The 23,860-nt window shown below is 43.7% G+C and carries 15 protein-coding genes; all 15 read left to right on the top strand.

Annotation, left to right across the window (positions count from 1 at the left end; genetic code table 11):
- The first annotated feature begins 15 nt into the window (after window positions 1-15).
- A complete protein-coding gene (locus GXO74_16510; protein NOZ63257.1) occupies window positions 16-1,026 on the top strand; it encodes a PorV/PorQ family protein in 1,011 nt (336 codons plus the stop codon).
- Window positions 1,027-1,036: 10 nt separating this feature from the next.
- A complete protein-coding gene (locus GXO74_16505) occupies window positions 1,037-2,575 on the top strand; it encodes a hypothetical protein (GenBank protein ID NOZ63256.1) in 1,539 nt (512 codons plus the stop codon).
- A gap of 158 nt (window positions 2,576-2,733) precedes the next feature.
- Window positions 2,734-5,013, top strand: coding sequence for a DUF4957 domain-containing protein (locus tag GXO74_16500; GenBank protein NOZ63255.1), 2,280 nt, complete (start codon window positions 2,734-2,736; stop codon window positions 5,011-5,013).
- 368 nt (window positions 5,014-5,381) lie between these two features.
- Window positions 5,382-6,632, top strand: coding sequence for a T9SS type A sorting domain-containing protein (locus GXO74_16495; GenBank protein NOZ63254.1), 1,251 nt, complete (start codon window positions 5,382-5,384; stop codon window positions 6,630-6,632).
- A gap of 34 nt (window positions 6,633-6,666) precedes the next feature.
- The gene (locus GXO74_16490) at window positions 6,667-9,087 is read left to right on the top strand and encodes a beta-glucosidase (GenBank protein ID NOZ63253.1); all 2,421 of its coding nucleotides are present in this window, start codon (window positions 6,667-6,669) and stop codon (window positions 9,085-9,087) included.
- A 151-nt stretch (window positions 9,088-9,238) separates the two neighbouring features.
- Window positions 9,239-11,824 carry a T9SS type A sorting domain-containing protein gene (locus GXO74_16485; GenBank protein NOZ63252.1) on the top strand — a complete coding sequence of 862 codons (2,586 nt, stop codon included), beginning with the start codon at window positions 9,239-9,241 and terminating at the stop codon, window positions 11,822-11,824.
- Between the two features lie 46 nt (window positions 11,825-11,870).
- Window positions 11,871-13,394: a sulfatase gene (locus GXO74_16480; protein NOZ63251.1), complete on the top strand. Its 1,524-nt coding sequence runs from the start codon at window positions 11,871-11,873 to the stop codon at window positions 13,392-13,394.
- Between the two features lie 165 nt (window positions 13,395-13,559).
- Window positions 13,560-16,109: a hypothetical protein gene (locus tag GXO74_16475; GenBank protein ID NOZ63250.1), complete on the top strand. Its 2,550-nt coding sequence runs from the start codon at window positions 13,560-13,562 to the stop codon at window positions 16,107-16,109.
- A 736-nt stretch (window positions 16,110-16,845) separates the two neighbouring features.
- Window positions 16,846-17,466 (top strand): TetR/AcrR family transcriptional regulator, encoded by a 621-nt coding sequence (locus GXO74_16470; GenBank protein NOZ63249.1) that lies wholly within the window; start codon window positions 16,846-16,848, stop codon window positions 17,464-17,466.
- Between the two features lie 18 nt (window positions 17,467-17,484).
- The gene (locus GXO74_16465) at window positions 17,485-18,801 is read left to right on the top strand and encodes a TolC family protein (protein NOZ63248.1); all 1,317 of its coding nucleotides are present in this window, start codon (window positions 17,485-17,487) and stop codon (window positions 18,799-18,801) included.
- 176 nt (window positions 18,802-18,977) lie between these two features.
- Window positions 18,978-19,859 (top strand): HlyD family efflux transporter periplasmic adaptor subunit, encoded by an 882-nt coding sequence (locus GXO74_16460; protein NOZ63247.1) that lies wholly within the window; start codon window positions 18,978-18,980, stop codon window positions 19,857-19,859.
- An 11-nt stretch (window positions 19,860-19,870) separates the two neighbouring features.
- Entirely contained in the window at window positions 19,871-20,806 is a 936-nt protein-coding gene (locus GXO74_16455) for an ABC transporter ATP-binding protein (GenBank protein NOZ63246.1), read from the top strand.
- A complete protein-coding gene (locus tag GXO74_16450) occupies window positions 20,796-21,521 on the top strand; it encodes an ABC transporter ATP-binding protein (GenBank protein NOZ63245.1) in 726 nt (241 codons plus the stop codon). The genes GXO74_16455 and GXO74_16450 overlap by 11 nt, the downstream gene beginning before the upstream one ends.
- A 9-nt stretch (window positions 21,522-21,530) precedes the next feature.
- Entirely contained in the window at window positions 21,531-22,625 is a 1,095-nt protein-coding gene (locus GXO74_16445; GenBank protein ID NOZ63244.1) for an ABC transporter permease, read from the top strand.
- Window positions 22,626-23,747 (top strand): ABC transporter permease, encoded by a 1,122-nt coding sequence (locus tag GXO74_16440; protein NOZ63243.1) that lies wholly within the window; start codon window positions 22,626-22,628, stop codon window positions 23,745-23,747. It begins immediately after the preceding gene.
- The last annotated feature ends 113 nt before the right edge of the window (window positions 23,748-23,860 follow it).

Below are 23,860 nucleotides of genomic sequence, written 5' to 3'. Positions count from 1 at the left end.
TAAAAGGGGATAAAGATGAAGCCCAAAATTATAATCACTGTTTTACTAATTACGGTCGCTTCAGTTAATTTGTCAATTGCTCAGACTTCTTCGCTCAATCAAACGGGCACTTCGATGGCGAATTTTTTGAAAATCGGCGTGGGCGGCAGAGCTCTGGGCATGGGAAGCGCCTACGTCGCATTAGCGAATGACGTCACAGCGACCTACTGGAACCCCGGCGGACTGGGATTTTTAACGAACAACCAACTTTATTTTCAGACAACCAATTGGCTTTTGGATACCAAACTATTCTATCTTGCCACTTCATATCGTCTGCCCCAAATTGGCAATTTTGGCTTTCACATTTACACTTTTTCATCCGGGCAAATGGCAGAAACAACAATCTGGGAGCCAGAAGGAACCGGCAGACAATTTGACGCTTCTAATTTTGCCGCGGGACTCACTTTTTCAAGACAACTTACCAATCGTTTTTCTGCTGGTTTGACAATAAAATATATTTCTGAGCGGCTGGATCGGGAAACCGCGCGTACTGTCGCTATCGACATTGGGAGTATTTTTATCACTGATTTTTTCAATAATATGCGGCTTGGATTTGCGCTTTCCAATCTGGGCGGACGGATGCAATTGCACGGAACCGATCTCATCGTTCAACACCTGGAAGATCCCAGCATTAAATATTCCCGTGCTGAACTTTTGACCGACCCCTGGGACATTCCATTGTTATTCCGTTTTGGGGTGGCAACTGACATCGTCAACGCTGATAATTTTCGCCTGACATTTTCTTCCGAATTAATGGACTCCCGCGATTTCATCCATCGCATCGCTACCGGCGGAGAAATTTGCATTAAAAAAATGTTAACGCTTCGCTCCGGCTATCGCTTTAATGACAGTCAGGCCGGTTTGTCGGTGGGCGCTGGTTTTGATTTTCAATTACTACGAAAATTTGCCATGAAATTGGATTATGCTTATAATGATTATCAAATTTTAAATAATGTACAGACCTTTTCGATCATCCTAACATTCTGAGGGAGAGGCCATGAAGTTAAAAATTTTAGCTAATACATTTGTACTCTCGCTTTTAGTGATAATTATCTGGAGTTGCTTCCCGGAAAGAGAACCAACAAAACCGGATTTTGAAGCTCCTGATGTCAGAAGACCTGCGGTGGCATACCATGATCCGCTTTCAAATGCCAAAAATATTCCCCGAGATGCCAAAATTACTATCTGGTTTGACGAACTTATGAACACCGCGTCTGTGGAAAAAAATTTCAGGCTTTGGCCCAAAGTGAGTTTCGATTCGCTTCAAACAATTACTATCGACAAAAATAATCCGCAAATAATCTATGTCTCACGAAAAACTCAGGGAATTTTTAAAAGCGAAGATGGCGGAGAATCATGGACCTGGTTGACGCCACTCAGCATGAAAATGAATCTGAGTCAAATTATCATTTCTCCGGGCAATTCCAATTTACTGTACGCGGTAAGCCATGACAGTGGTTTGTATCGCAGCAACGATAGTGGTTTGAATTGGGAAAAAATAGCGCTGCCCGCTGAAAATCCGCTTGCGTTGGCGATTGATCCGACAAATGGAAATGTGCTATTTGTTGCGACCGAAAAAGACGGCATTTATAAATCTACCGACAGCGGCCAAAATTGGGAAGCGAAAAATGATGGCGTTCGCGTCAGCAGGCCGCCGCAAGATATTGCCATTAATCCGCTGAATCCCCAAATAATCTATCTGGCTACCAAAGGAGATTTTATTCTGAAATCGTATAATGGCGGAGAGAAATGGACGCGCATCCGCAAGGGATTTTTTACCTATTATTTCAATAAAATCGCCGTTCATCCTGCGGATACTTCCCGCGTATTTGCAGTTTCAGACGGCGGAGGAATTTATCGGAGCCATGATTCCGGAGACAATTGGGAATTAATCGTGGAAGGTCTTCCCAACCTTGACATTAATGCTTTTGCTTTTGATCCTCAGGACACCGGGAGAATTATCGTAAACACTGGTCAAGGATTTTACCACAGTAATGATGGCGGTACTTCCTGGACGCAATCCGAACAAATCCCGGCAGGTGTAAATGTGGTGGCATTGGCGATAAATCCACAGAATCCGGAACAACTTTTTGCTGCAACGAACAGCGGCGTCTTCAGAAGTCAGCAATTTGCCGGTGTCTGGGAGGAAAAAAATAATTTACCTTTAGATGCGCTTTATGTGAATGGAACTTTTCAGTTCGACGATTGGCAGGATTCCACTCTTGTCAGCGGCATGTTGGACGCAACGACATTGGACACGACGATTATTTTTCCGTACATTTATGAGCGTGCATTAGCTGCCTGGTACGCAAATGGAAAAAAGGGCGACCCGCCGGTAGATCCGAATCCCAAAGCCACCAAAATGACATTTTCTCCCGAAAAACTATTGCTGCCATCAACAGGATTTCAGGTAAAAATAATTGGCACATTTGAAAAAGACAAAGAAACATTACGGCCTTCTTTCGGCGCGGCGGATATTCATGGGAATTCCTTTGAAACCGATTATAATTTTATCTTTAAAACTGGGAAGCAATAGCAAAATATTAGTGAGGAGGTGATGTTGGCTTTTAAAAAAGAATGATATTCTTTCTCAAGTTACAAGGTTTTCCCATCGCTTGATTCGTAGCGGGGAATCTGCATCCATCGGTACCAAAAATCATTTTTAATCATTAAAATTTAGAAAAGGAGAGAAAGATGAAAAGCAAGCTCTTTGTTACAATTTTTTTTCTCATGATTTTCTCAGTGTCCGCTCTTTTCGGGCAATCAGTAATTCAGGTGCCTGCGGGAGACGACCAGATCGATAACGCGCTTTATACTGCCTCGCCAGGAGATACGCTGGAATTAATTACGGACGGCGGCATGTATCATGAGACTTTTGTCACAATAATCGACATGCCAATCACAATCCGCGCCGCAAAAGGATTAACGAATAAGCCCGTCTGGTACACCGATAACAGCAGCAAAATAATCGACATTCGCGACGATCTTACCCTGGACGGTATCATTTTCGATGGTTCTCTGGGAGATTCACTTACCGCAAAAGGCATTGACACGCCAGACAGTTCGCTGGTGAAATGGGGTTACAAACTGAAAATCAATAATTGCGAATTCGTCAATTTCAATGTTGGCGACGATGGCCATGCAATTTACGGTGATGCAAATACTCAAGCTGACACCGTTATTATTAGCAATTGTTATTTTGCACATATTCTGCAAGAAGCAGTGCGTTTTAAATCTCCGTCGGTAGCGCCGGGTTCGGTGAAGTATTTTCGGATTGAAAATACTACTCTCTGGGACATTGGAGATGAAGCAATTTATGTGCAGGCTCATGACCACGTTTCCGATGGCACGCCGGATCCGGTTTTTATTGCAAATCATATCACAATAGTAAAAGCGGGAAGCAAAAGCATCTATCCCAAAGAGATCGACGGCGCGATGATCAAAAATTCAATCGTGGCTTTCAGCGCCACAGATGAATACGCTTGCCGAATTTACGGTACCAATTCCAAAGTAGAACATTTTCTGTCATTTCAGTGTCCGAAGCATATCAGCAAAAAAGAGGGAGCCAGTTATGACTATGACCTGCTTTTAAGAGATCAAAATCCCTACTTTGCGGATGCCGAAGCCGGCAATTTTGCCGTTGCTGCCAATTCTCCGGCGGCACTTTTTGCTGATGACTCCACAGCGCTGGGCGATGCCAATAATGGCACCTGGGATGCCAGCGAAATTACAAAATGGGAACTGGTGAAAAATAAAGACTGGGAACGACTCATCGAGGATGCTCTCACTGAAAATGACACGCTCGTATTCGTCTCTGATGGCGGCGAATATTACAATCCCAAAGATGTCTCGATGAAAAAATTTCCGCTGGTTTTGATGGCAAAACCGGGGTTGGGAGAAAAACCCACGTTGACCGCAGCGTTTGGCAGCTCTCGAATCATGAAAATCTATGCGCCGATAACCATCAAAGGTCTTCGGTTTAGAGGCGATGGTATCGTTGACGGCGGAACTCCCTACGGACTTCGCTGGGATGCGGGAAGCGAGGAATTTGGCACCTGCATTATTGAAGATTGTGAGTTTGAAGGTTTCCGGCTGCGCGCTTTGCACATGGACAAGAAGAACCACACAGATACGCTGATTGTGAATAATTGCATTTTCCGAAATGTCGGAGAAACCGGCATCTACGGCAAAGACGCCGCCCGAAATATTGAATTTGCCAAAATCGCCAATTGCACATTCTATCGCGTGGGACAAAAAGGAATTTACCTGCGAAATGTGGGTGAATTAGAAGTTTCCCATTGTACTTTCTGCTGGAATGACAGCACAATTTCCGAACGCACAGGAAATGTGGGAGTTTACGCCCGAGACGATACGGTAGTCACGATTCGAGATAATATCTTCTACCAACAGGATGCATTCGGCGTTCGCGTTTTTGGACCCTCTCCCACTGTCGAGTACAATCTTTTCTGGGAATGCGACACGCTGATAAAATCAGAAGATCATCCGGAACTCACCTTTCCGATTTTCAACCTGGAAGATGATCCGTTGTTTAAGAGTATAGAGGATTCGACGCTGAATTTGGCCGTTGAAGTCAATGGACCTGCTGTCGGAATGGCATCTGACGAAAGCAACTTAGGCGATCCGCGCTGGGGAACCTGGGAACAAACCGGTGTGTCGGTGAATCAAACCACACCCAACTCATTCTATCTGTCCCAAAATTATCCCAATCCATTTAATCCGGGGACATCAATCTCTTACGGAATTTCCAAGCCAGCGCTGGTAAATTTAACGATTTACAATATTCTGGGACAGAAAGTCATTGCTCTGGTTAATCAATTTCAGATGCCGAATCGCTATATTGTCCACTGGGATGGAAAGGACAAAAATAACAAACCTGTGCCCGGCGGAATATATTTCTATCGTTTAAAAACTGACAACTTTTTAAGCGTTAAGAAAATGATTTTACTGCAGTAATTTTGTCCTCTTACAGCAGCGTACCAGGGAGAGAAGGAAAAATATTCCTCTCTCCCTGACTTTATAATCAGCGACATTTTTTTCAACGTCTCATTCAACGATTAAATCAGATAATAATATTAGCACAATAAAAAAAAACAAATAAATCTCTACAACGGGTAATTTTGCGGCACAAATTTAACTCATTCAGTGAAGTCCTGATATTTTCGATAATACGAAAAACGGAGCAAGATTTATTAATATTGCTGGTTAGCGCTTTTTTTTTTACAATATCGTTTTTTTCATATTCCAAATCAAAGCGCCCCTGCTTTCACCGGAAATTTATTTTTAATGATATTATTCATTTCTTTCACATTGAAGGGAACATCATGAACAAGCAAAAAAGTTCAAAAGGAATTTTCAAGTTGACTTTTGTTTTATTTCTATTTAGTGTGACCCGTATTTTTGCGCAACCCTGGCAATGCATCATCTACGGAGATACCAGGAGTCATGACAATGATCATCGTCAAGTATTGCAAGCAATAATGAATAATACTCCAAATTACAAATTCATCATCAATGTCGGCGATGTTGTGTCAGACGGGACAGTCAAAAGTCTATGGGACACATGGCAGCGCGCATGTGATGATGTTTTAGGCGGAACCGGACAGGATCAAACGCCGCCAAAATATATGGCTGTACCGGGCAATCACGACAATACTGAGACATCTTCCGGATTGGCAAATTGGAATACTTACCTGCCGGGACAGAAAAATTTGTACGGTAATGACGGTAAATATTTTTATTTTGATTATGAAGATGCACGGTTTATTCTTTTGGACTCTGACAAATCTCCGATTGATGGTCCTCAATTTACCATGATGAAGAATGCGATTGAAAATAACCCACAAAAATGGCTCATCCTTGTCTGGCATCACCCCATTTTTGATTTTGGACCCAAACATTACGAGCAAGAAATCCACCAGACTTGGGGCGTGCCGCTTTATCAGAACGGATGCGATCTTATTTTCAACGGTCACGCTCACTATTATGTGCGAACGAAAAAATTGCTATTAAATGGTCAAAAAAATCCGCCGTTGGATTCGCTGAAAGGAATACCGCAAATCGTCACCGGCAATGGCGGTGCTCCCTTATATTCAGTCAATCCCAACGAAGACGGAAACGGCTATATGGTGGCAAAATACATTGCCCAATATGGCTATACAGAGCTCACTTTTTCCGGCGATACCCTGCGACTCAGACACATATTGAAAGACGGAACCGTTTTCGACCAGACATATTACACGCCCAATCCGAAACCTTCGCAATCAGCGGTACGCTTTCCGGAAGGGACTCAGCCGGCACATTTTCAACTATTTCAAAATTATCCCAATCCGTTCAATGCGTCAACGAGCATCAGGTTTCATCTCCGACAATCTTGTCCCGTGACATTAAATATTTTCAATTTGAATGGCGAAATCGTGCAAACGTTGATTGACGGAAATTATTCACCGGGGAACTACCAGATTATTTTCAACGCTGAAAATGTTCACGGCGCCCCAGTTGCTTCGGGAATTTACTTTTACCAATTAAAAGCCGGAACCGAAATTAGAAATCGAAAAATGAATTTGTTACGATAATCTTTTACTAGCCAAACAGAAAAGGATTGCTCCGATGAGTAGAAAATCGCTGATGTCAATGGTTCTCCTGATAGGTGTAATTTTTTCGTCAGGATTGATGGGTCAGGTTTTTATCACAACTGAAAAATTAATGCCCATTTATCACGACGGCTGGATCGATCACAACAAAAATGACAAGATGGACCCTTACGAAAATCCAGGTCTGGATATCGAATCCCGCATCAATGATTTGCTGGGAAGAATGACGCTTGAAGAAAAAACCTGCCAGATGGCGACTTTGTACGGTTTTTGCCGCGTTGCCAAAGACGAACTCCCCACAAAGCAGTGGCTAAATGAAATCTGGAAAGACGGAATTGCAAATATTGACGAGCATTTGAACGGTCTGGACCGAAAACCGTGCCGCACGCCTTATTCTTTTCCCTATTCAATGCATACGCGCGCATTGAATGAAGTACAGCGATTTTTCATCGAAAAAACCCGTCTGGGCATACCTGTGGATTTCACCAACGAGGGCATTCGCGGTCTCTGTCATGAAAAAGCGACTTCATTTCCGGCGCAAATTGGCGTTGCCAGTAGTTGGGATAAAGAACTTGTTAATCTCATCGGCCACATTACCGGAAAAGAAGCCAGAGCGTTGGGTTACACGAATATTTATTCCCCGATACTTGACCTCGCACGAGATCCGCGCTGGGGACGTACTGTGGAAACTTACGGCGAAAATCCCTATTTGGCGTCACAATTAGGTAAAATCCAGGTTGCGGCATTGCAATCCGAGGGCGTGGTTTCTACTCCCAAGCATTTCGCGGTTTACAGCATTCCCAAGGGCGGAAGAGACGGCGCCGCGAGAACAGACCCCAAAGCCCCCTGGCGCGATGTGGAGACAATTTATCTCGCTCCCTTTCGCGCGGCGATCCAGGATGCCAACGCCCTGGGCGTGATGAGCTCGTACAACGACTACAATGGAATTCCCATCACCGGCAGCAAATTTTTTCTCACCCAAATTTTGCGCCAACGCTGGGGATTTAAAGGCTACATTGTCTCTGACAGCGACGCCGTGTTGTACCTTTTCAGCAAACACCATGTAGCAGAGACGTACAAAGAAGCTGTGCGCCAGGCTGTGGAAGCGGGACTAAATGTGAGAACCACTTTTACGCCGCCGGATGTGTTCATCAATCCTTTGCGCGAATTGGTGCGCGAAGGGAAAATTTCGCTGAAGACAATCGATAGCCGCGTGCGCAATGTACTGAGAGTGAAATTTTGGCTGGGGTTATTTGACAAGCCGTACCTTGAGGACCCGAAAAAAACCGACGAGATCGTACATTGTGCCGAACACGTTAAAGTATCTTTACGGGCAGCGAGAGAATCTATTGTCTTGCTCAAAAATGAAAAAAATCTATTGCCATTATCCAAAAATTTGAAAAAAATTTTAGTCGTAGGACCAAATGCCAAAGCTACGGATGAACTTATGAGCCGCTACGGTCCTGCCAAAGCAAAAGTCATCTCTGTGTTCGATGGAATTAAAGATAAATTAGGAAAAAAATGCGAACTGAAGTATGCTCAAGGCTGTGCATTGATCGATAAGGACTGGCCCGAAAGCGAAATTTTGCCCACTGAACTGAACGAAGAAGAGAAGGCAAAAATTGCTTCCGCTGCTCAACTGGCGGCCGAGTGCGACATCGCGATTGTGGTTTTAGGCGAGACAAGACTCATCGTCGGCGAGTCGCGGTCGCGGACAAGTCTAAATTTGCCGGGCAGACAATTTGATCTGGTAAAAGCAATTCACGCAACAGGGACTCCAACGGTTGTGGTGCTTTTAAACGGCAGACCCCTCACGATAAATTGGATCGACAAAAATATTCCCGCCATCGTTGAGGCCTGGTTCCCTGGCGAGATGACGGGCAAAGCTGTCGCTGACGTGTTATTTGGCGACTACAATCCCGGGGGGAAACTGCCCATTACTTTCCCCAGAACCATCGGACAAATTCCTTTAAATTTTCCTTTTAAACCCGGATCACAAGCCGGCGTGAAAGACGGTCATAAAACAAGCCGCGTTACTGGCGTCCTCTACCCATTTGGGCATGGTTTGAGTTACACACAATTTGAATATTCAAATTTAAAAATAGAGCCCCAAAAACAAAGACCTGCCGGCGAAATTCGGGTTTGCCTCGAAATAAAAAATGCCGGTGAAAGAGAAGGCACTGAGGTCGTTCAATTGTACATCAGAGACGAAGTTAGCAGCGTCACCACATTTGTCAAAGCGCTGCGCGGATTTGAAAGAATTCATCTGCAACCCGGCAAAAAAAAGAAAGTCGAATTCGTTTTAAAACCCGAAGATTTGCAATTACTCGATCGAGATTACAAATGGGTCGTGGAGCCAGGAACCTTCAGGGTTATGATAGGAGCCTCTTCCGAAGACATCAGATTGTCCGGGGAATTCGAGATTGTAAGCGAATAATTTTCTGATTTTTTCTCATAGAAAAAGCTATTCAGAGAATTATGAAAAATTTTGTAAATACAAAACTGTCAGGGCTTCCAAATAAAAGAGAAAATTTGGAAGTCTTTCTCAGGCAAGCGATACATTTTTTATCACAAAACAAAAGAATAAAATGTTTTTTAATCCCAAGAAAAATTTTGAAAGTCAACTCAATCTGATCCTGTTGTTCGTCTCACTCTTTGCTCTGACCCTGGAAATGCCTGACAAAATATTTGCAGAAATGAGCGACCACGAATTTTTTCAATGCATCGATCAGAATTTTCCGGGATTAGAGAAAGTAAAAGAAGCCCTGGGCGCGAGTGACACGGCAACGGCAAAAATCGAGCTGCTGAAATATTATCAGCAGCCCAGAGATGTCCGCTATTTTAAACTGACAGGAAAAGGCAACAAATCCGAAGCCGATGATAATCTGAACCACTATTTCACTTTTCTCGGCATCAGAAAATACGCCGGCGCAGCGGACGGCACCATTGACTGGACAACAAAAGATGAAAAAGATCGGGAATGGCACTTTGATTTGCACCGCATGTACTGGATCGTTAATTTTGGTAAAGTGTATGCCTCCGGTCACGATGAAAAATATGCGCGCGAATGGATTGCCGAGCTGACGGACTGGGTGCGCGATAATTCACCCGGCTATCCGCGCACTCTGGATACGGGGATTCGACTCCGGGAGTGGGTGGAATCATATCAATATTTTGTCGCCCGGTACGCCTCTCCTTCAATTTCCGCAGAAGATCATCTTTTGGTATTGAAATCGCTGATTGAACAGGCGCGATTTTTGAAATTCAACTGGCGGAGCGAAGGGAACTGGGGCGCCAGCGAAACCCGTGGCCTCGGCGCCGTAGTTGTCATGTTTCCTGAGTTCAAATTTTACCCCGATGACAGCTGGGAAAGCTGGCGCGATCTGGTTCTGCAAAGATTGCAGCATCATTTGTCAAATGATTTTTACGATGACGGCGTCCAATTTGAAACCAGTCCGACCTATCATTGCATTGAATATTCGAGCCTGTTTCTCACTTACAAATTAATGAACTTGAATAATATTTCTGCTGACGCCTCCTTAACCGAGCTCTTCGTGAAGCCATTGGAATTCATCATGCACATCCACAAACCCGATGGTTTTCTACCGCAGCTTTCTGACACTGACCGTAAAAGCTATCTGGAAATGCTTCAGGAAGGCGCTGATATTTTTCAGCGGCAAGATATGTTGTACGCTGCCACAAAAGGTACGCAGGGAACGGCTCCGAAAAAAACCTTTGCTCTTTTCCCAAACGGTGGATACGCTGTTTTGCGCAGTGATTGGGGAGAAAATCAGACCAAATATGAAAACACAAAATATCTGGCGTTCGATTTTGGTTCTAACTCCCCTTGGCATGCACATTATGACATTTTAAATATCGTCATTTTTGCAAATAACGTTTCGATGATTCGAGACGCGGGACGTTACACTTACGTTTCCGGCGCATGGCGGGATTATTTTAAAGGCACCGCAGCGCACAATACCGTTGTCATCGATCACGAAAATCAATCATCGCAAGCAGTGGGAACGCTATTAGATGCGGCAACAATGCCGGGCATGGATTTTCTGGCAGCGTCACATGACGGCTACGATAATTTAACTCATGAGCGGCGCATAATTTTTATCAAACCGGATTATTGGCTGATTTCCGATTTTGTGCATGGCAGTGGCGAACATTTTTACGAATTATTCTTTCATCTGGATTCCCCCTATTTAAATTACGTAACTCTTGATCCGGTGTCAAAAGCGGCAATAACGCCCAATTTCGCTGTTGTTCCTGCGGAGACTGATCTCACAGCGGAAATCGATGCTGGTTGGGTGTCCAATGTGTACAACTTGAAGTATCCGGCGCCAGTAATTAAATATCAAAAACAAGGACCTACGCCAATTTCTTTTGAAACAGTGATATCGCCAATCGAGCGAAACAATCACATTGTCCAAGTCAGCAAAAAGCAGGTGACGGACAACGCCGGCATCTCTGTTGCCAACAGTTTTGCGCTAAAAGTTAATTTTTCTGAAAAAACCGACTGGATATTTTATTCGCAAGATAATTCAACTGCGCTTCATGCGGACAATTTTGCGTTCAAAGCCAACATCGCATTTGTCAGACGAGATGCCGACCGCGCTATCTCCAGAATTCAATTTTATCGCGGCAAACAGCTCGTTTGCGGAGACACAATTTTGGTGGACTGCAATCCTTCGCTACAAAGCCTGAACTGGTTTGATAATTGTGTCTGGGCTGAAGGCCAGGAAATAGATTATTTTAAAATCTGGGCGCCCGCCGTTTCTTTCGTGATCGTGAATGGCGACACAGTAAATTTTAGTCAACAAGGCAATTACATTACCTTTTCTTCGACAGCTATCGTTCGTAAAAATAATGCCCGATCTTCTGATCCCGCCAATTTTCAATTGGGACAATCTTACCCCAACCCTTTTAATCAAAAATTAGTCATTCCCCTTTTTTTGTCGACTCCCGAAACTGTTCAACTGGACATTTACAATTTGAATGGTCAAAAAATAAAAACTTTGCTTAATTGCGGATTAGCGTCGGGCGCGCACAAAATAATCTGGGATGGCAGCCGATCATCCGGGAAGTTAGCGAGTTCAGCGATTTATCTGATTCGTTTGAAGATTGGCGACAAAATATTTGTCAAAAGGGCTGTTTTGCTGAAATAAACTGATGAAAAAAATTCAATTTATTTTTCCGGAAAGGACAAAAAATATGAGCTTCAAAGAAAAAATTTCACGTCGCAATTTCCTTGAAAAAGCTTCCCTCATGGCTTCTTTGCCACTTTTTCCGAAATTCTCTCAAATCAATTTTCCCGTTCCGGCAAAAATTAATAATACAAAACAGCGAAATGTTTTACTGCTCATTTCCGATGACCACGGACTGGATCAATTGGGCTATTTGGGCAACAAAAGTGTGCGCACGCCAAATTTGGACAGCATGGCGGAGCAAGGAGTAACTTTCACGAATGCTTTTTGCGTAGCCGCTACTTGCAGCGCCAGCAGAGGATCCATTCTTTCGGGACTGTTCCCTCATCAAAATGGCCAGTATGGACATCAGCACAACTGGCATCATTTCAGTTATTTGCCCTATGTCAAGTCTCTGCCCTATTTGTTGAAACAAAACGGTTATCGCACGGGTCTCATCGGCAAGCTTCATGTCGCGCCGGACAAGCAACTTCCCTTCGATTTTCGCGTTACCGGCAAGCAAATCATGGGCAACAGGGATGTGAAAACCATGGCCGATAAAGCCGGAGAATTTTTTAATGGGAATCGCGAACAGCCGTTTTTCCTCCTCGTCGGCTATTCTGACCCGCATCGCTCTGCCAGCGGCTGGAGCAAAATGAAAAACGTGGAAAATTTTTCCGGGTTTGGAAATGAGAAAAAATATCCTGGAATTGCCACGCAAAAATTTAGCCCGGATCGTGTTCATGTTCCTGATTTTCTCCCGGACATTCCTGAAACCAGAGGAGAGCTTGCGGATCAGTATCAAGCAATCCAACGGCTGGATCTGGGAATAGGAATGATTTTGAATGAACTCAAAAAATCGGGCAGGTTTGAGGACACGCTCGTCATTTATCTCAGCGACAACGGCATTCCCTTTCCCGGCGCCAAAACAACTCTTTACGATTCCGGCGTTCGCCTCCCCATGATTGTCATGTCTCCGACCTTATCCAAAAGAAATTTTATCAACCAAGCTCTTGTCAGCTACGTCGACCTCGTGCCAACCATTCTCGAATGGACACAATCGCCAGTGCCCAAGTACTCCTTGCCCGGCAAGTCATTTTTATCGATTCTAAATGAAAAGCAGCCAAAAGGATGGGATGAAGTCTATTTTTCGCATATTTTCCATGAAATTACCATGTACTACCCGATGCGGGGCGTCAGAACCAGACGCTTCAAATATATCAAAAATCTCTTTCCGGAACTGGAATTTCCCTTTGCCACGGATTTGTTCATTAGCAAGACCTGGCAGGGGATCTTAAAACGAAGTTCAGCAATGATGGGGAAAAGAAAAGTGAGCAACTATCTGCACAGGCCTGCGGAAGAACTTTACGATCTGGAAAATGATCCGGCGGAATCAATAAATCTGGCGCAAAATCCGGCTTATGCCGGAATTTTAGAAAAAATGCGAACCAAAGTGCAAAAAATGCGGGAACAAACCGACGATCACTGGCTAATAAATGACAATTATCGGGCGAATAAATTGCTTTATGAAAAAATTAAAGACCTTGATTAAATGATTTGAGGCTGAAAAGCGCAATGAATTAACCGCTAATACGCAAGGGTTTTTATTCGGGACTCAAGGCAGTTTGTTTTTCCGTCCCAATTTTCGGTCTTCGAATTCCGGAGATTTCGCGGCAAAAATCAATTGAAAATTTTTCCCTATCAGAGAGGCTCTGCCATGAAACAAAAATTGAATTTTCGAATCATCCTTCTGCTGCTGATTTTTCTGCCATTGTCTGCTTTCGCGAAGGACATTAAAATTGATTTTTCCCAGGGCATTTTCACCATTGAAAACAAATTCGCCTGTCGTCAATTCAAATACGAAAGCAAATCCGGTATTTACTATTTTTATCCTCAAGCATGGCGTCTGAAAAATGGGCAGCGAAATTATCTCGCTGCCGCACAAAAAATGTGGTTTACATTCATCGTAAATGATCGGGAAATCAGAAGCCAGGATGGCGGTTGGAAATTTGAAAACTATCATGTGCGCCAGTTGCAAAACGGCGGCAAAGAAGTAACTATCACGCTCCAAGGTCAACAAAAACGTTCCGCGATTCACGGCATGATGAAATTGATTTACCGCTGTCAGGTATTTTCTGATTCACCGATTTTTCGCGAGCAGCTTGAAATTATCAGCCAAAAAAATAAAACTATTTTCTTGTCCAAAAAAGACGGGCGCTGTCGATTTATTTTTCCGGAATATCAGTGGAAAAATTTTGACCGGGATTCATTGCAGGTCAGAGAAATTCAACTGGCTAACTGGGAAGGCGAAGTGCTGGATAGTTTGAACTGGAAACTGCGGCCCAACTATCGACTGCGACTGGGCGGTGGCAGCAGCGGCCGCAATCTGTCGCAAAACCACATGTATCATCCCAGAAGAATTGATTTTGCGCCGAATTCTTTTTCCGAACTCAAAATACTCAAGGGGCCTATTGCTCTGCTTTGGGATGCAAAAAACAATAGACAAATCATTTTTTCCTACGAACACGGCTCGATGGATAATGACCCGGCACAACAATACCTGGGCATTTCTACTGAATTTGGCAAAGACAGCACTGTTTCCATAAAATTAGAAGCACTGAAAGGTGTCTATTATTCTCACCAATCAATCACAAAAAGCTCTCCTTTTAAATCCGTCTGGTGTGAAGTTGGCTTTTTTCAGGGGAATGATTTTCAACGCGGGGAAAAAGAAATCTTTAATTTTATTTACCACGATTTAAGCGAACATCTTGCCTCGCGCAAAGCGACCATTTACTACAACACCTGGGGCATGCAGCGCGATGAACAAAAAGAAAAAAAGATCAAGCCGCAACTTGTCCTCACTGAGAAACGGGTTCTAAAGGAAATTGATTATGCTCACGAATTGGGCGCAGATGTGTTTGTCATTGATGATGGCTGGCAAAATTATTTCGGCGATTGGCAGCCGGTGAAAGACCGTTTTCCCGACGGTTTTCAAAAAATAAAAGCGCGGTTGGACAGTCTGGGCATGCGGCTGGGGCTTTGGTTTGCGATAGCGGGTGTCGATAGCCATAGTCAGGTTTATGCCGAACATCCGGAATGGCTGGGGCGCAATGCGGACGGCTCCGAAGTGATTGGCCGCTGGAGAAAACCTGTGGGGTGTTTTGCCAGCGAATTTAAAAATTATTTAATTGAGATGTTCAAACACTGGATCGATCAGGGAGTGACTTACTTCAAATGGGACGGATTAGATGCCCTCTCCTGCTACAGTCCCGCTCATTGGCACGGAGATGAAAATGTGCCAGATCAGGATCGCGCTGACAATTCAGCTTTTCGACTTATTCTTGAAGTTACGGATATCGCGCGCCAAATCACAGAATACAACCCGCAGGTCATTATTGTTCTCGACGTCACGGAAAAAAATCGCCCGGTAGGACTGGCATTTTTGAGCGAAGCTAAATTTTTCTGGATAAATAACGGCGCAACCTGGTATGATGATTTAAGTTATTATCGTGCTAAATCAATTCGATCGGTGGCAAATATTTTCAATCAAATCATTCCTACAGTGCTGCAAACTTCGGCTAATTATCCGCACCAATCGCCGCTTTACGGCGCCCAAATGTACAATGTGCACACAACTTTCCTGGGCGGCAACGGCTTTTGGGGCGATCTTTCCGAAATGCGTCCCCAACAAAGAAAAGAAGTGGGAGAATTAGTTAACACCTACAAAAAAGTCGCCAACACAACAGTTTCCGTGCAACCACGAGTCACCGGCGAAATCGGCTCCTCGCCGGAAATTTACGAAATCATCGACACAGAAAAAGCTGAAGGCATGGTAATCGGCTTCAGCGGCAGCGCCATGAAAATCACCTATCGAACTCGACCGGTCAATCGAGAAAATTTTTTGGCGGTTCTGCGGCAGGCTTATTCATTAAATGAAAACGGAAGTTTGCAATTGCCGCTTTTATTTCCCCAGGCAGATGCGGTTTGCAGCGCTTTTATTCTTTCTCAAAAACACTCGGGATTTTGCATTGAAAGTTCCACCTGCTGGCTCAAAGATGTGAATATTCCTGGCGACAAAAAATTAATCTACGTCAATGGCGCACCTGGCAGGCAAGAGATTGTCTGGCGAGACAAAAAAATAAATCCTCTTGTAAAAACAGCCAACGGGAAAACGATAGAATTTAAGATCGTCGCGCAAGGCAAGAGCAAAAAGCTGGTTGTTGCCACTCCTGAAGCTGGCACCAAAGTCGTTGTTTACTTTGAGTGAGAATGGGAGCTTCTTTATTGTGCGGCCAATAAGCGTCGACAAGTTCCCATTTTCATTTCATCCGCAGAACCAAAATGCCTCTTTTGTTTCCTTTTTTTTTAAGCGATTCAGGACCGAGATTTTTATGCGTGTCGAAGTAACAACAATTTTTTTGCTGAAAAATTTTCTTTACTGATGGAATATCGGTTTTTTTTTGCCCTTTGAGTCTCGGAGACTTCGAGGCCGAATAATTATACCATCTTAACTTTGTTCTGGCATAATTGTAATAATTAAAGGCAGTATTGGAAACCACAAATGATAAAAAATGTCATATAGAAACCAAAGTGATATTAGCTCAAATTTTTATTGTGCACAAGAACGCCGTAGGCGCTCAAGTTTTGTAGAAAAATATGAAAATCCAACCCCGCAGTGGTTGAACATCATTGTCCTATAAAATATGTTGCTCGATAGCCGTGATAATTTTTTTGTTGAACTCCTTCGGAGTTCGTCATTTGTACTACAATCGTTGTCTGCTACAAATGTTAATCCGCCTGCGGCGGATTTTTTCATTTTATCTTAGCACAATAGCGATAATTAAAAGCGGCTTTGAAAATTACAAGTCATAGAAAAATGTCATTTCAAGGTTTGAAAGATATTACCTCCAGGTTATCTTTGAAAAAAATTCAAAAAATCTCTTGCATTTCAAAAAAAAATTTCTTATATTTAACCAATCAGTTAAACTAAAGGGTTAACCCAGATGATTAAATCAAGCGATGAAACTGAAAATAAAATCAAGGCCGCGGCGCGGGAAATTTTTCTTGAAAAGGGAAAAGACGGCGCGCGCATGCGGGCCATCGCTGAAAGGGCCGGCGTGAACAAAGCGTTGGTGCATTACTATTTCCGTTCCAAAGAGAAACTCTATCTCGCAGTGCTCAAGGATATTCTGAAAGAAGTCATCGCCAGACTGGTGAATATCCCCGAAGATATTCCATTTCGAGAATTTCTGGAGCAATTTATTTCAAGTCATATCGACTTTCTCAACCAGCACAAAAAATTGTTGAATTTCATCCTCTGGGAATTGCGCGAGAAGAAAGACGCAATGCAGGATTTCGTGGAGGATGTGGTCGGAAATTTTGAATCCGTACCGCGCGAAGTCTTTTTAAAGCGAATCCACAATGCAATTCAAAATAAGGAAATCAAGCCGATTAATCCGCTTCATTTTATGCTTAATCTGGTGAGTCTGGATATTTTCCCTTTCGTGGCATCGCCGATCATTACTTCGATTTTTGAACTGTCCGAAGATGAATTGGCTACCATTTTAAATGAACGCAAACAAGAAATTTTTCGATTAGTGTGGAATGATATTAACAACGAATAATGAAAAGGAATTTCAGCAATGAAAAAATCACTGTTTTTGCTCGGGTTGACTTTGCTATTCGGTCATGCCGCTCTTGCGCAGCGCCCTGTCGCTATTTCCGTAGATTCACTGGTGCAAGCGGCGCTGGCAATTGATGAGCAGCAGCAAATTCTGGCGTTTGAAAAAGAAAAAATTTCTCTGGACAAGCGCAAACTCAATTCGACTTATTTGCCGGAACTCAATCTTAACGGCGTTTACAATCACCAGTCCGAAGTCGCCCAGCTCTCGCTACCCTTTCTGCCGGTGCCGGGGGGGAGCATCCAAGCCGGCGTTTACGATCAGTACGATTTTTCCGTGCAGATGAAAGCGCTTTTGTTCGACGGATTTTCGCGTGTCCACCGGCGGCATCTGCTGAACACTTCGCTGGAGGAACAGAACTATCGACGGCAATATCGCAAAAAAGAAATTCAATTTCAAGTCTATTCGCAGGCGTACCAGTACCTCTATCGCGCGCAGACATTGCAGGCGCTGAATAACAGCATGGCGCGACTCGCTTTGCAGCAACAGCGCGTACACGCTCTTTTTGAGCAGGGATTTGCCTCGTCTATCGACACGCTGGACATCTCCAGCCGGATGAATGATATCAGGCTGCAAAAAATTTCACTGCAAAGTTCAATCAGACAAACCCTGCACGATTTGGAGCTTTTGAGCGGCGTTTCCGAAATCGATTCGGTAATTATCAGTCCGCAAGCAACAGAATTCAGTCTGCCCCACGCTAATGATATTTTTTCCAAACTGGGAAACAATTTTGACCTGCAGACACTGAATTTCCAGTCGCAAAAGCTCGATTATCTCAAAAAGCAGCAATACTCAAATTATCTCCCCAAAATGTATCTGGCGTTTGCCTACCATTATGGCAAACCCGGCGTCAATTTCTTCGACGACAAATGGATGGATTACTGGACTGTCGGCGTACAATTTAGCTGGAACATCTGGCGTTGGGGACGAGATCGCGCGTCGGTGCAGCAGCAAGATTATTCGCTGCGACAGGTCTCGCTGCAAAAACAGTTGCTTCATCGCGCTACTGAAACAAAAGCAAAAAAATACTTGCAACAGCTCAGAGAATTTTCCGAACAACAAAAATTATTGGAAACAATGATCCTTGAAAAGCAAGAAAAATACGACTTGATCAAGCAGCGCTGGGAACAGGGACAGCAAACCACGCTGGATGTTCTGCAGGCGGAAAGAGAATTGACAGACACAGAAATGAAAAAAAGCCTGGTGCAAATTCAGGGAAAGATGATTTATTTGTTATTAAATAAAGAAGTTGGGTTTAGTTTTTTTCGAAGTTTGTAGTTTCAGAATTTTTATAAATGTGGCCAATGACAAAATGATACGCGTGCAAATTTTGAAAAGTTTTACAGAGAACTGGAAGGTAAGTTCAAAAATAATTTTTGGATAAAAAACTCAAAACTCGAAACACAAAGCCCGAAACACTAACAACCCGAAACCAAAAACACTGGAGGTCCGGGATGAAACGGATTATTTTTTTGTTGACTTTAGTAGTGATGATAGCGCTGCTCGCCAACTGTAGCGGCGACAAATCAAAATCGGCTTACACCGGCATTGTGGAAGGAAAAATTTACTCACTCAGTTCACCCATCAGCGACGAGATTATCTATCTTCCCTTTAATGAAGGAAATGAAGTAAAAGCCGGCGAACTGGTCGCTTTAATCGATACGACTAGCATCGCGCTGCAGCTCAAACAAGCGGCAGCCATGCTTGCGGAGATAAAATTGCAACAGCAAAACGGCGACTTGCAGCTTGAACAAGCGAGAACTTCCTACAACTACTTTCTCGATAAATACAAAAAAAACATTGAATTATCAAAGTCAAAAGCAATTCCGACGCAGACGCTGGCAGACATCAAATTGCAATTGACGGTGAATAAAAGTAAATTGGAAATGGCGGGATTGAATAAAAAAATTCTCACAGAAAAATTTGATGCGACAAGCTACCAGTTACAATTGTTGCAGGAAAAGCTAAAAAAAGCGCACCTGCGGACGCCGGTTCAGGGAGTCATCGATAAAATTTATTACAATGAGGGCGAGACGCCGCCACCATTTTCCACCATCTCCGACATCATCAATCTGAATGACGTCTGGTGTTACCTTTACGTTTCCGAAGTCGATCTGGCGAACATTCAAATCGGCAAACAAGTCACTGTTCGCGTTGACGGGTTGAAGGAGCCACTCTCAGGGACAATCAATTACATCAATCAACAGGCAGAATTCACGCCCAAAACAATTCTCACGCCGGACAACCGCAAGGCACTGGTTTTTGGTGTCAAAGTGTCCATCGAAAACAAAAATCACGTTTTGAAGCCGGGCATGGCTGTTGAAGTGGAGTTATAAAGGAACATTCAATGTCTGAAAAAATAGTTAATCTGGAAAATATTTCCAAAAAATATGACAATGTCGTGGCTCTCGATCATGTTTCTGTTTCCATTCCGGCGGCTGCAATCATCGGCTTCATTGGAGCGGACGGCGCCGGAAAATCCACGCTGATGAAAATCATTCTCACGCTCGAGACAGCAGATAACGGCAGCGGAACAGTTTTGGGTAGTTCAATTGAAACCGAAAAACGCGCCATTCGACGCCACATTGGTTATATGCCGGAAATTTTTTCCCTGTACACAGATTTAAGCGTCGAAGAAAATTTGAAATTTTTCTTCCAAATTTACAAAATTCCCAAATCCCAGTATAATGAAAAAATGGAAATGCTTTACGGATTTAATCGCCTGGAGAATTTCAAAAGCACACTGGCAGGTCATCTTTCCGGCGGGATGAAACAAAAATTAGCTCTGTCGTGCGCGCTGATGCACGATCCAAAAATTCTCGTTTTGGACGAACCAACCACCGGTGTGGATCCGGTGTCGCGCGCAGAATTCTGGAAAATGTTGAATCAATTGAAATCCGAGGGCAAAACCATTCTCATTTCCACGCCCTATCTGGACGAAGCCATGCAATGCGATTATATTTATCTTTTTCATCAGGGCAAAATTTTAAAGCAGGGACTGCCGGCACAAATCATTTCCGACTATGAAATCCCGTTCTATCAAATTGAGACGCGCGATCCGATTCCGGCGATGAAAAAATTACAGCGTTCTCAAATCACGGCACGATTTTACCTGATTGGCGACACGATTCACTGCGCCATGCGCACAAAAGCGGAACCATCTTTGCAAGGAATCAAAAAAATCGCCGGTGATGAAATTTCGATTAAAAAAATCCCCCCCACGCTGGAAGACATTTTCCTCGATTTATTAGAACGATCCGGAGAAATAAATGATGTCAAATAATGCACTGACGATTCAAAATCTGACAAAAAAATTCGGCAATTTCACGGCTGTAGATAATATTTCCCTGACTGTAAAAAAGGGAGAAGTTTTCGGTTTTTTAGGCGCCAATGGTGCCGGGAAAACAACAACGATCCGCATGGTTTGCGCTCTGCTGGAACCCACATCCGGTGAAATCGAACTTGACGGGCTTTCTGTACTGCGCCAGCCTGAAGAGGTGAAAATGCGCATCGGCTACATGTCACAAAAATTTTCTCTGTATCAGGATTTGACTCCTTTTGAAAACATGGAGTTTTTCAGTGAAATTTACAATGTTGCACCGGAAAAATTAGCCGAAGAAAAAGAGAATTTATCAGCGGAACTGAAATTAAATAATCTGGATAACATTTTGACCAAAGAATTGCCGCTGGGATACAAACAACGGTTGGCGCTGCGCACGACACTGATTCACGATCCGCCCATCTTATTTTTGGATGAAGCCACTTCCGGCGTTGATCCGGTGGGGCGCAGACAATTTTGGGATCAAATATACGAACTGAGCGCCGCCGGGAAAACGGTCTTCGTCACCACCCATTACATGGACGAAGCCGAATATTGCCACCGACTTTCCATTATGGATAAAGGAAAAATTGTCCAGACCGGCACCCCGGCGGAATTGAAAGATAAATTTAACGTTTCCAGTATGCAGGACGTATTTCTTCAGGCAATTCAATATTAGAGGAAAACAATGGCTCTGTTAGGAATTATCACCAAAGAATTTTATCACATCATGCGGGATTTCCGCACGCTGATCATTTTATTTCTCATGCCGCTGCTGCAGATGATCATGTTTGGTTATGCGTTGAATCTTGAAATTCAACAAGTGAGGATCACAATTGACGATCATGACCATTCCGAGTATTCGCGACAGTTGATTCGTGCATTTCAGGGATCGAATTTTTTTAAAATTATCAACGATGATGACCAGGATCTGGAAGTGCAATTTTTCAAACGGGCAATTCGCGGTCATCTGACCATACCCGATGGTTTCGCAAAAAGCATGAACGAAAACCAGCCCACGCAGGTCGATTTCATGATTGACGCGTCCAACAGTAATGATGCAATTTTAATCGAGCAGTACGCCATGCAAACATTGCTTCATTTCAAAGAACTCATTGGCGTGAAACAGTACGTACCCGTGGAAATCAATCAGGTCTTTCGCTTCAATCCGGAGCTCAAAAGTACCTATTTCATGGTGCCGGGTTTGCTGGCGTTGCTGATGATAATGATCACGACAATGTTGACCAGCATCACGCTGGTACGGGAAAAAGAAATGGGAACCATGACACTGCTGAAAATTTCGCCTTTGCACTCTTTTGAAATCATCATCGGCAAAGTTGTCCCTTACCTGCTACTCTCGGTGTTGGTGGGGACCATCATCATTCTGGTTGGCGTGCTTTTATTTCAAGTACCGGTGCGCGGGAGCATTTTGCTGCTCTACTTTTTTCTATTTCTGTACTGCCTCACCGGATTAAGCTTCGGCATGATGATTTCCTCGCTGGCAAAAACGCAGCAGGTTGCCATGCTGTTCGCCTTGATGAGTACGATCTTACCGACGTTGATTCTGGCGGGCTTCATCTTTCCGTTGGCGTCGATGCCAAAACTTTTGCAGTACATCAGCTACATCATCCCGGCGCGATATTTTCTCGTCATCGTGCGGGGGATTATGTTGAAAGACAATACGTTCATCGAACTTTTGAAGCCTTCGCTGGCTCTCATTGGTTTCAGTTCAATTTTCATCATCGTTTCCACCAAGAAATTCAAAACTTATCTGGAGCAATAAATGAAACAATTACTGGCAGTGATGAAAAAAGAAATTCGCCACCTGCGGCGAGATCCATTCATGTTGCGCATGTTGCTCATCTCTCCGATTTTGCAATTGCTCATCTTGGGTTACGCGGTAACTTTTGAGACCAAGCATGTGGCGATTGAAATGTGCGATATGGACAAATCCAGTTATTCCCGGCATTTCATCCAAAAAATAATGACCAATGACCGATTTGACTTTGTCGGTTACACCGACGATGTGAATCAATTGGATCGCGACATTAAACAATGGAAAACAAAAATCGGCCTCTACTTTCCGCCGGATTTCTCCGAAAAATTGATTCGCAACGGACAGGCATCGGTGCTGGCGTACCTCGACGCCATCGACGGCAATCAGGCGATGACCGCTTTCGGCTACTTACAAAAAATCGCGCTGGAACAATCAGTGCAACTCATTCCCAAATCGGTTTTGCTGCAGCACATCAAAAAGGACAGAATCGTCTCGCTGAACACGCATTTTCTGTTCAACCCGGATCTGAAAAATGACGCTTACATGGTCCCCGGCGTCGTGGTGATGCTGCTGACCATTGTCACCTCTTTCATGGGTGCGCTCACTCTGGTGAAAGAAAAAGAAATCGGCACACTGGAACATATCATGGTCACGCCCATCAAAAAATTCCACCTCATCGCCGGGAAACTGCTACCCTATCTCGTTTATGCCTTCATTCAATTGGCGGTCATCATTAAATTGGCGCAGATAATTTTCTCCATCGGTTTCGCCGGATCCTACTGGACACTTTACTTCATCGCTGCCCTGTTTTTGTTCACGACAATCGGCATTGGGCTCATTGTGTCCACCCTCTCCCAGACACAGCAGCAGGCGCTTTTTTTGAGCTGGTTTTTCATGGTTTTCTCTTCCATGCTCAGCGGCTTTTTTATTCCCATTCCCAACATGCCGCAGTGGCTACAAATTGTCACCTATCTCAATCCCATGCGCTACATGATGACCAGTATGCGCGAGCTATTTCTGAAAGGCACGCCGCTGCGCTACCTGCTCGATCAGGTCATTCCGCTCGCTCTGCTCGGCACGTCGTTATTTGTGATGAGTATTTTTAAATTTCAGAAGAAATTGAAATAAGAAAAAATATCCCGGGTATTTAAGTGTTAAATTGCACCCCAATCAAAGCCAATTTTTCATATTTTTTCAAAATATTTCTTTGCTTCAATCCGTAACTTTTTATTGTATTTTGA

Source organism: Calditrichota bacterium (assembly GCA_013152715.1).
Lineage (GTDB): Bacteria > Zhuqueibacterota > Zhuqueibacteria > Thermofontimicrobiales > Thermofontimicrobiaceae > 4484-87.
The sequence above is the reverse complement of the archived record's forward strand: the minus strand, read 5'-3'. Positions and strand labels throughout refer to the sequence as shown.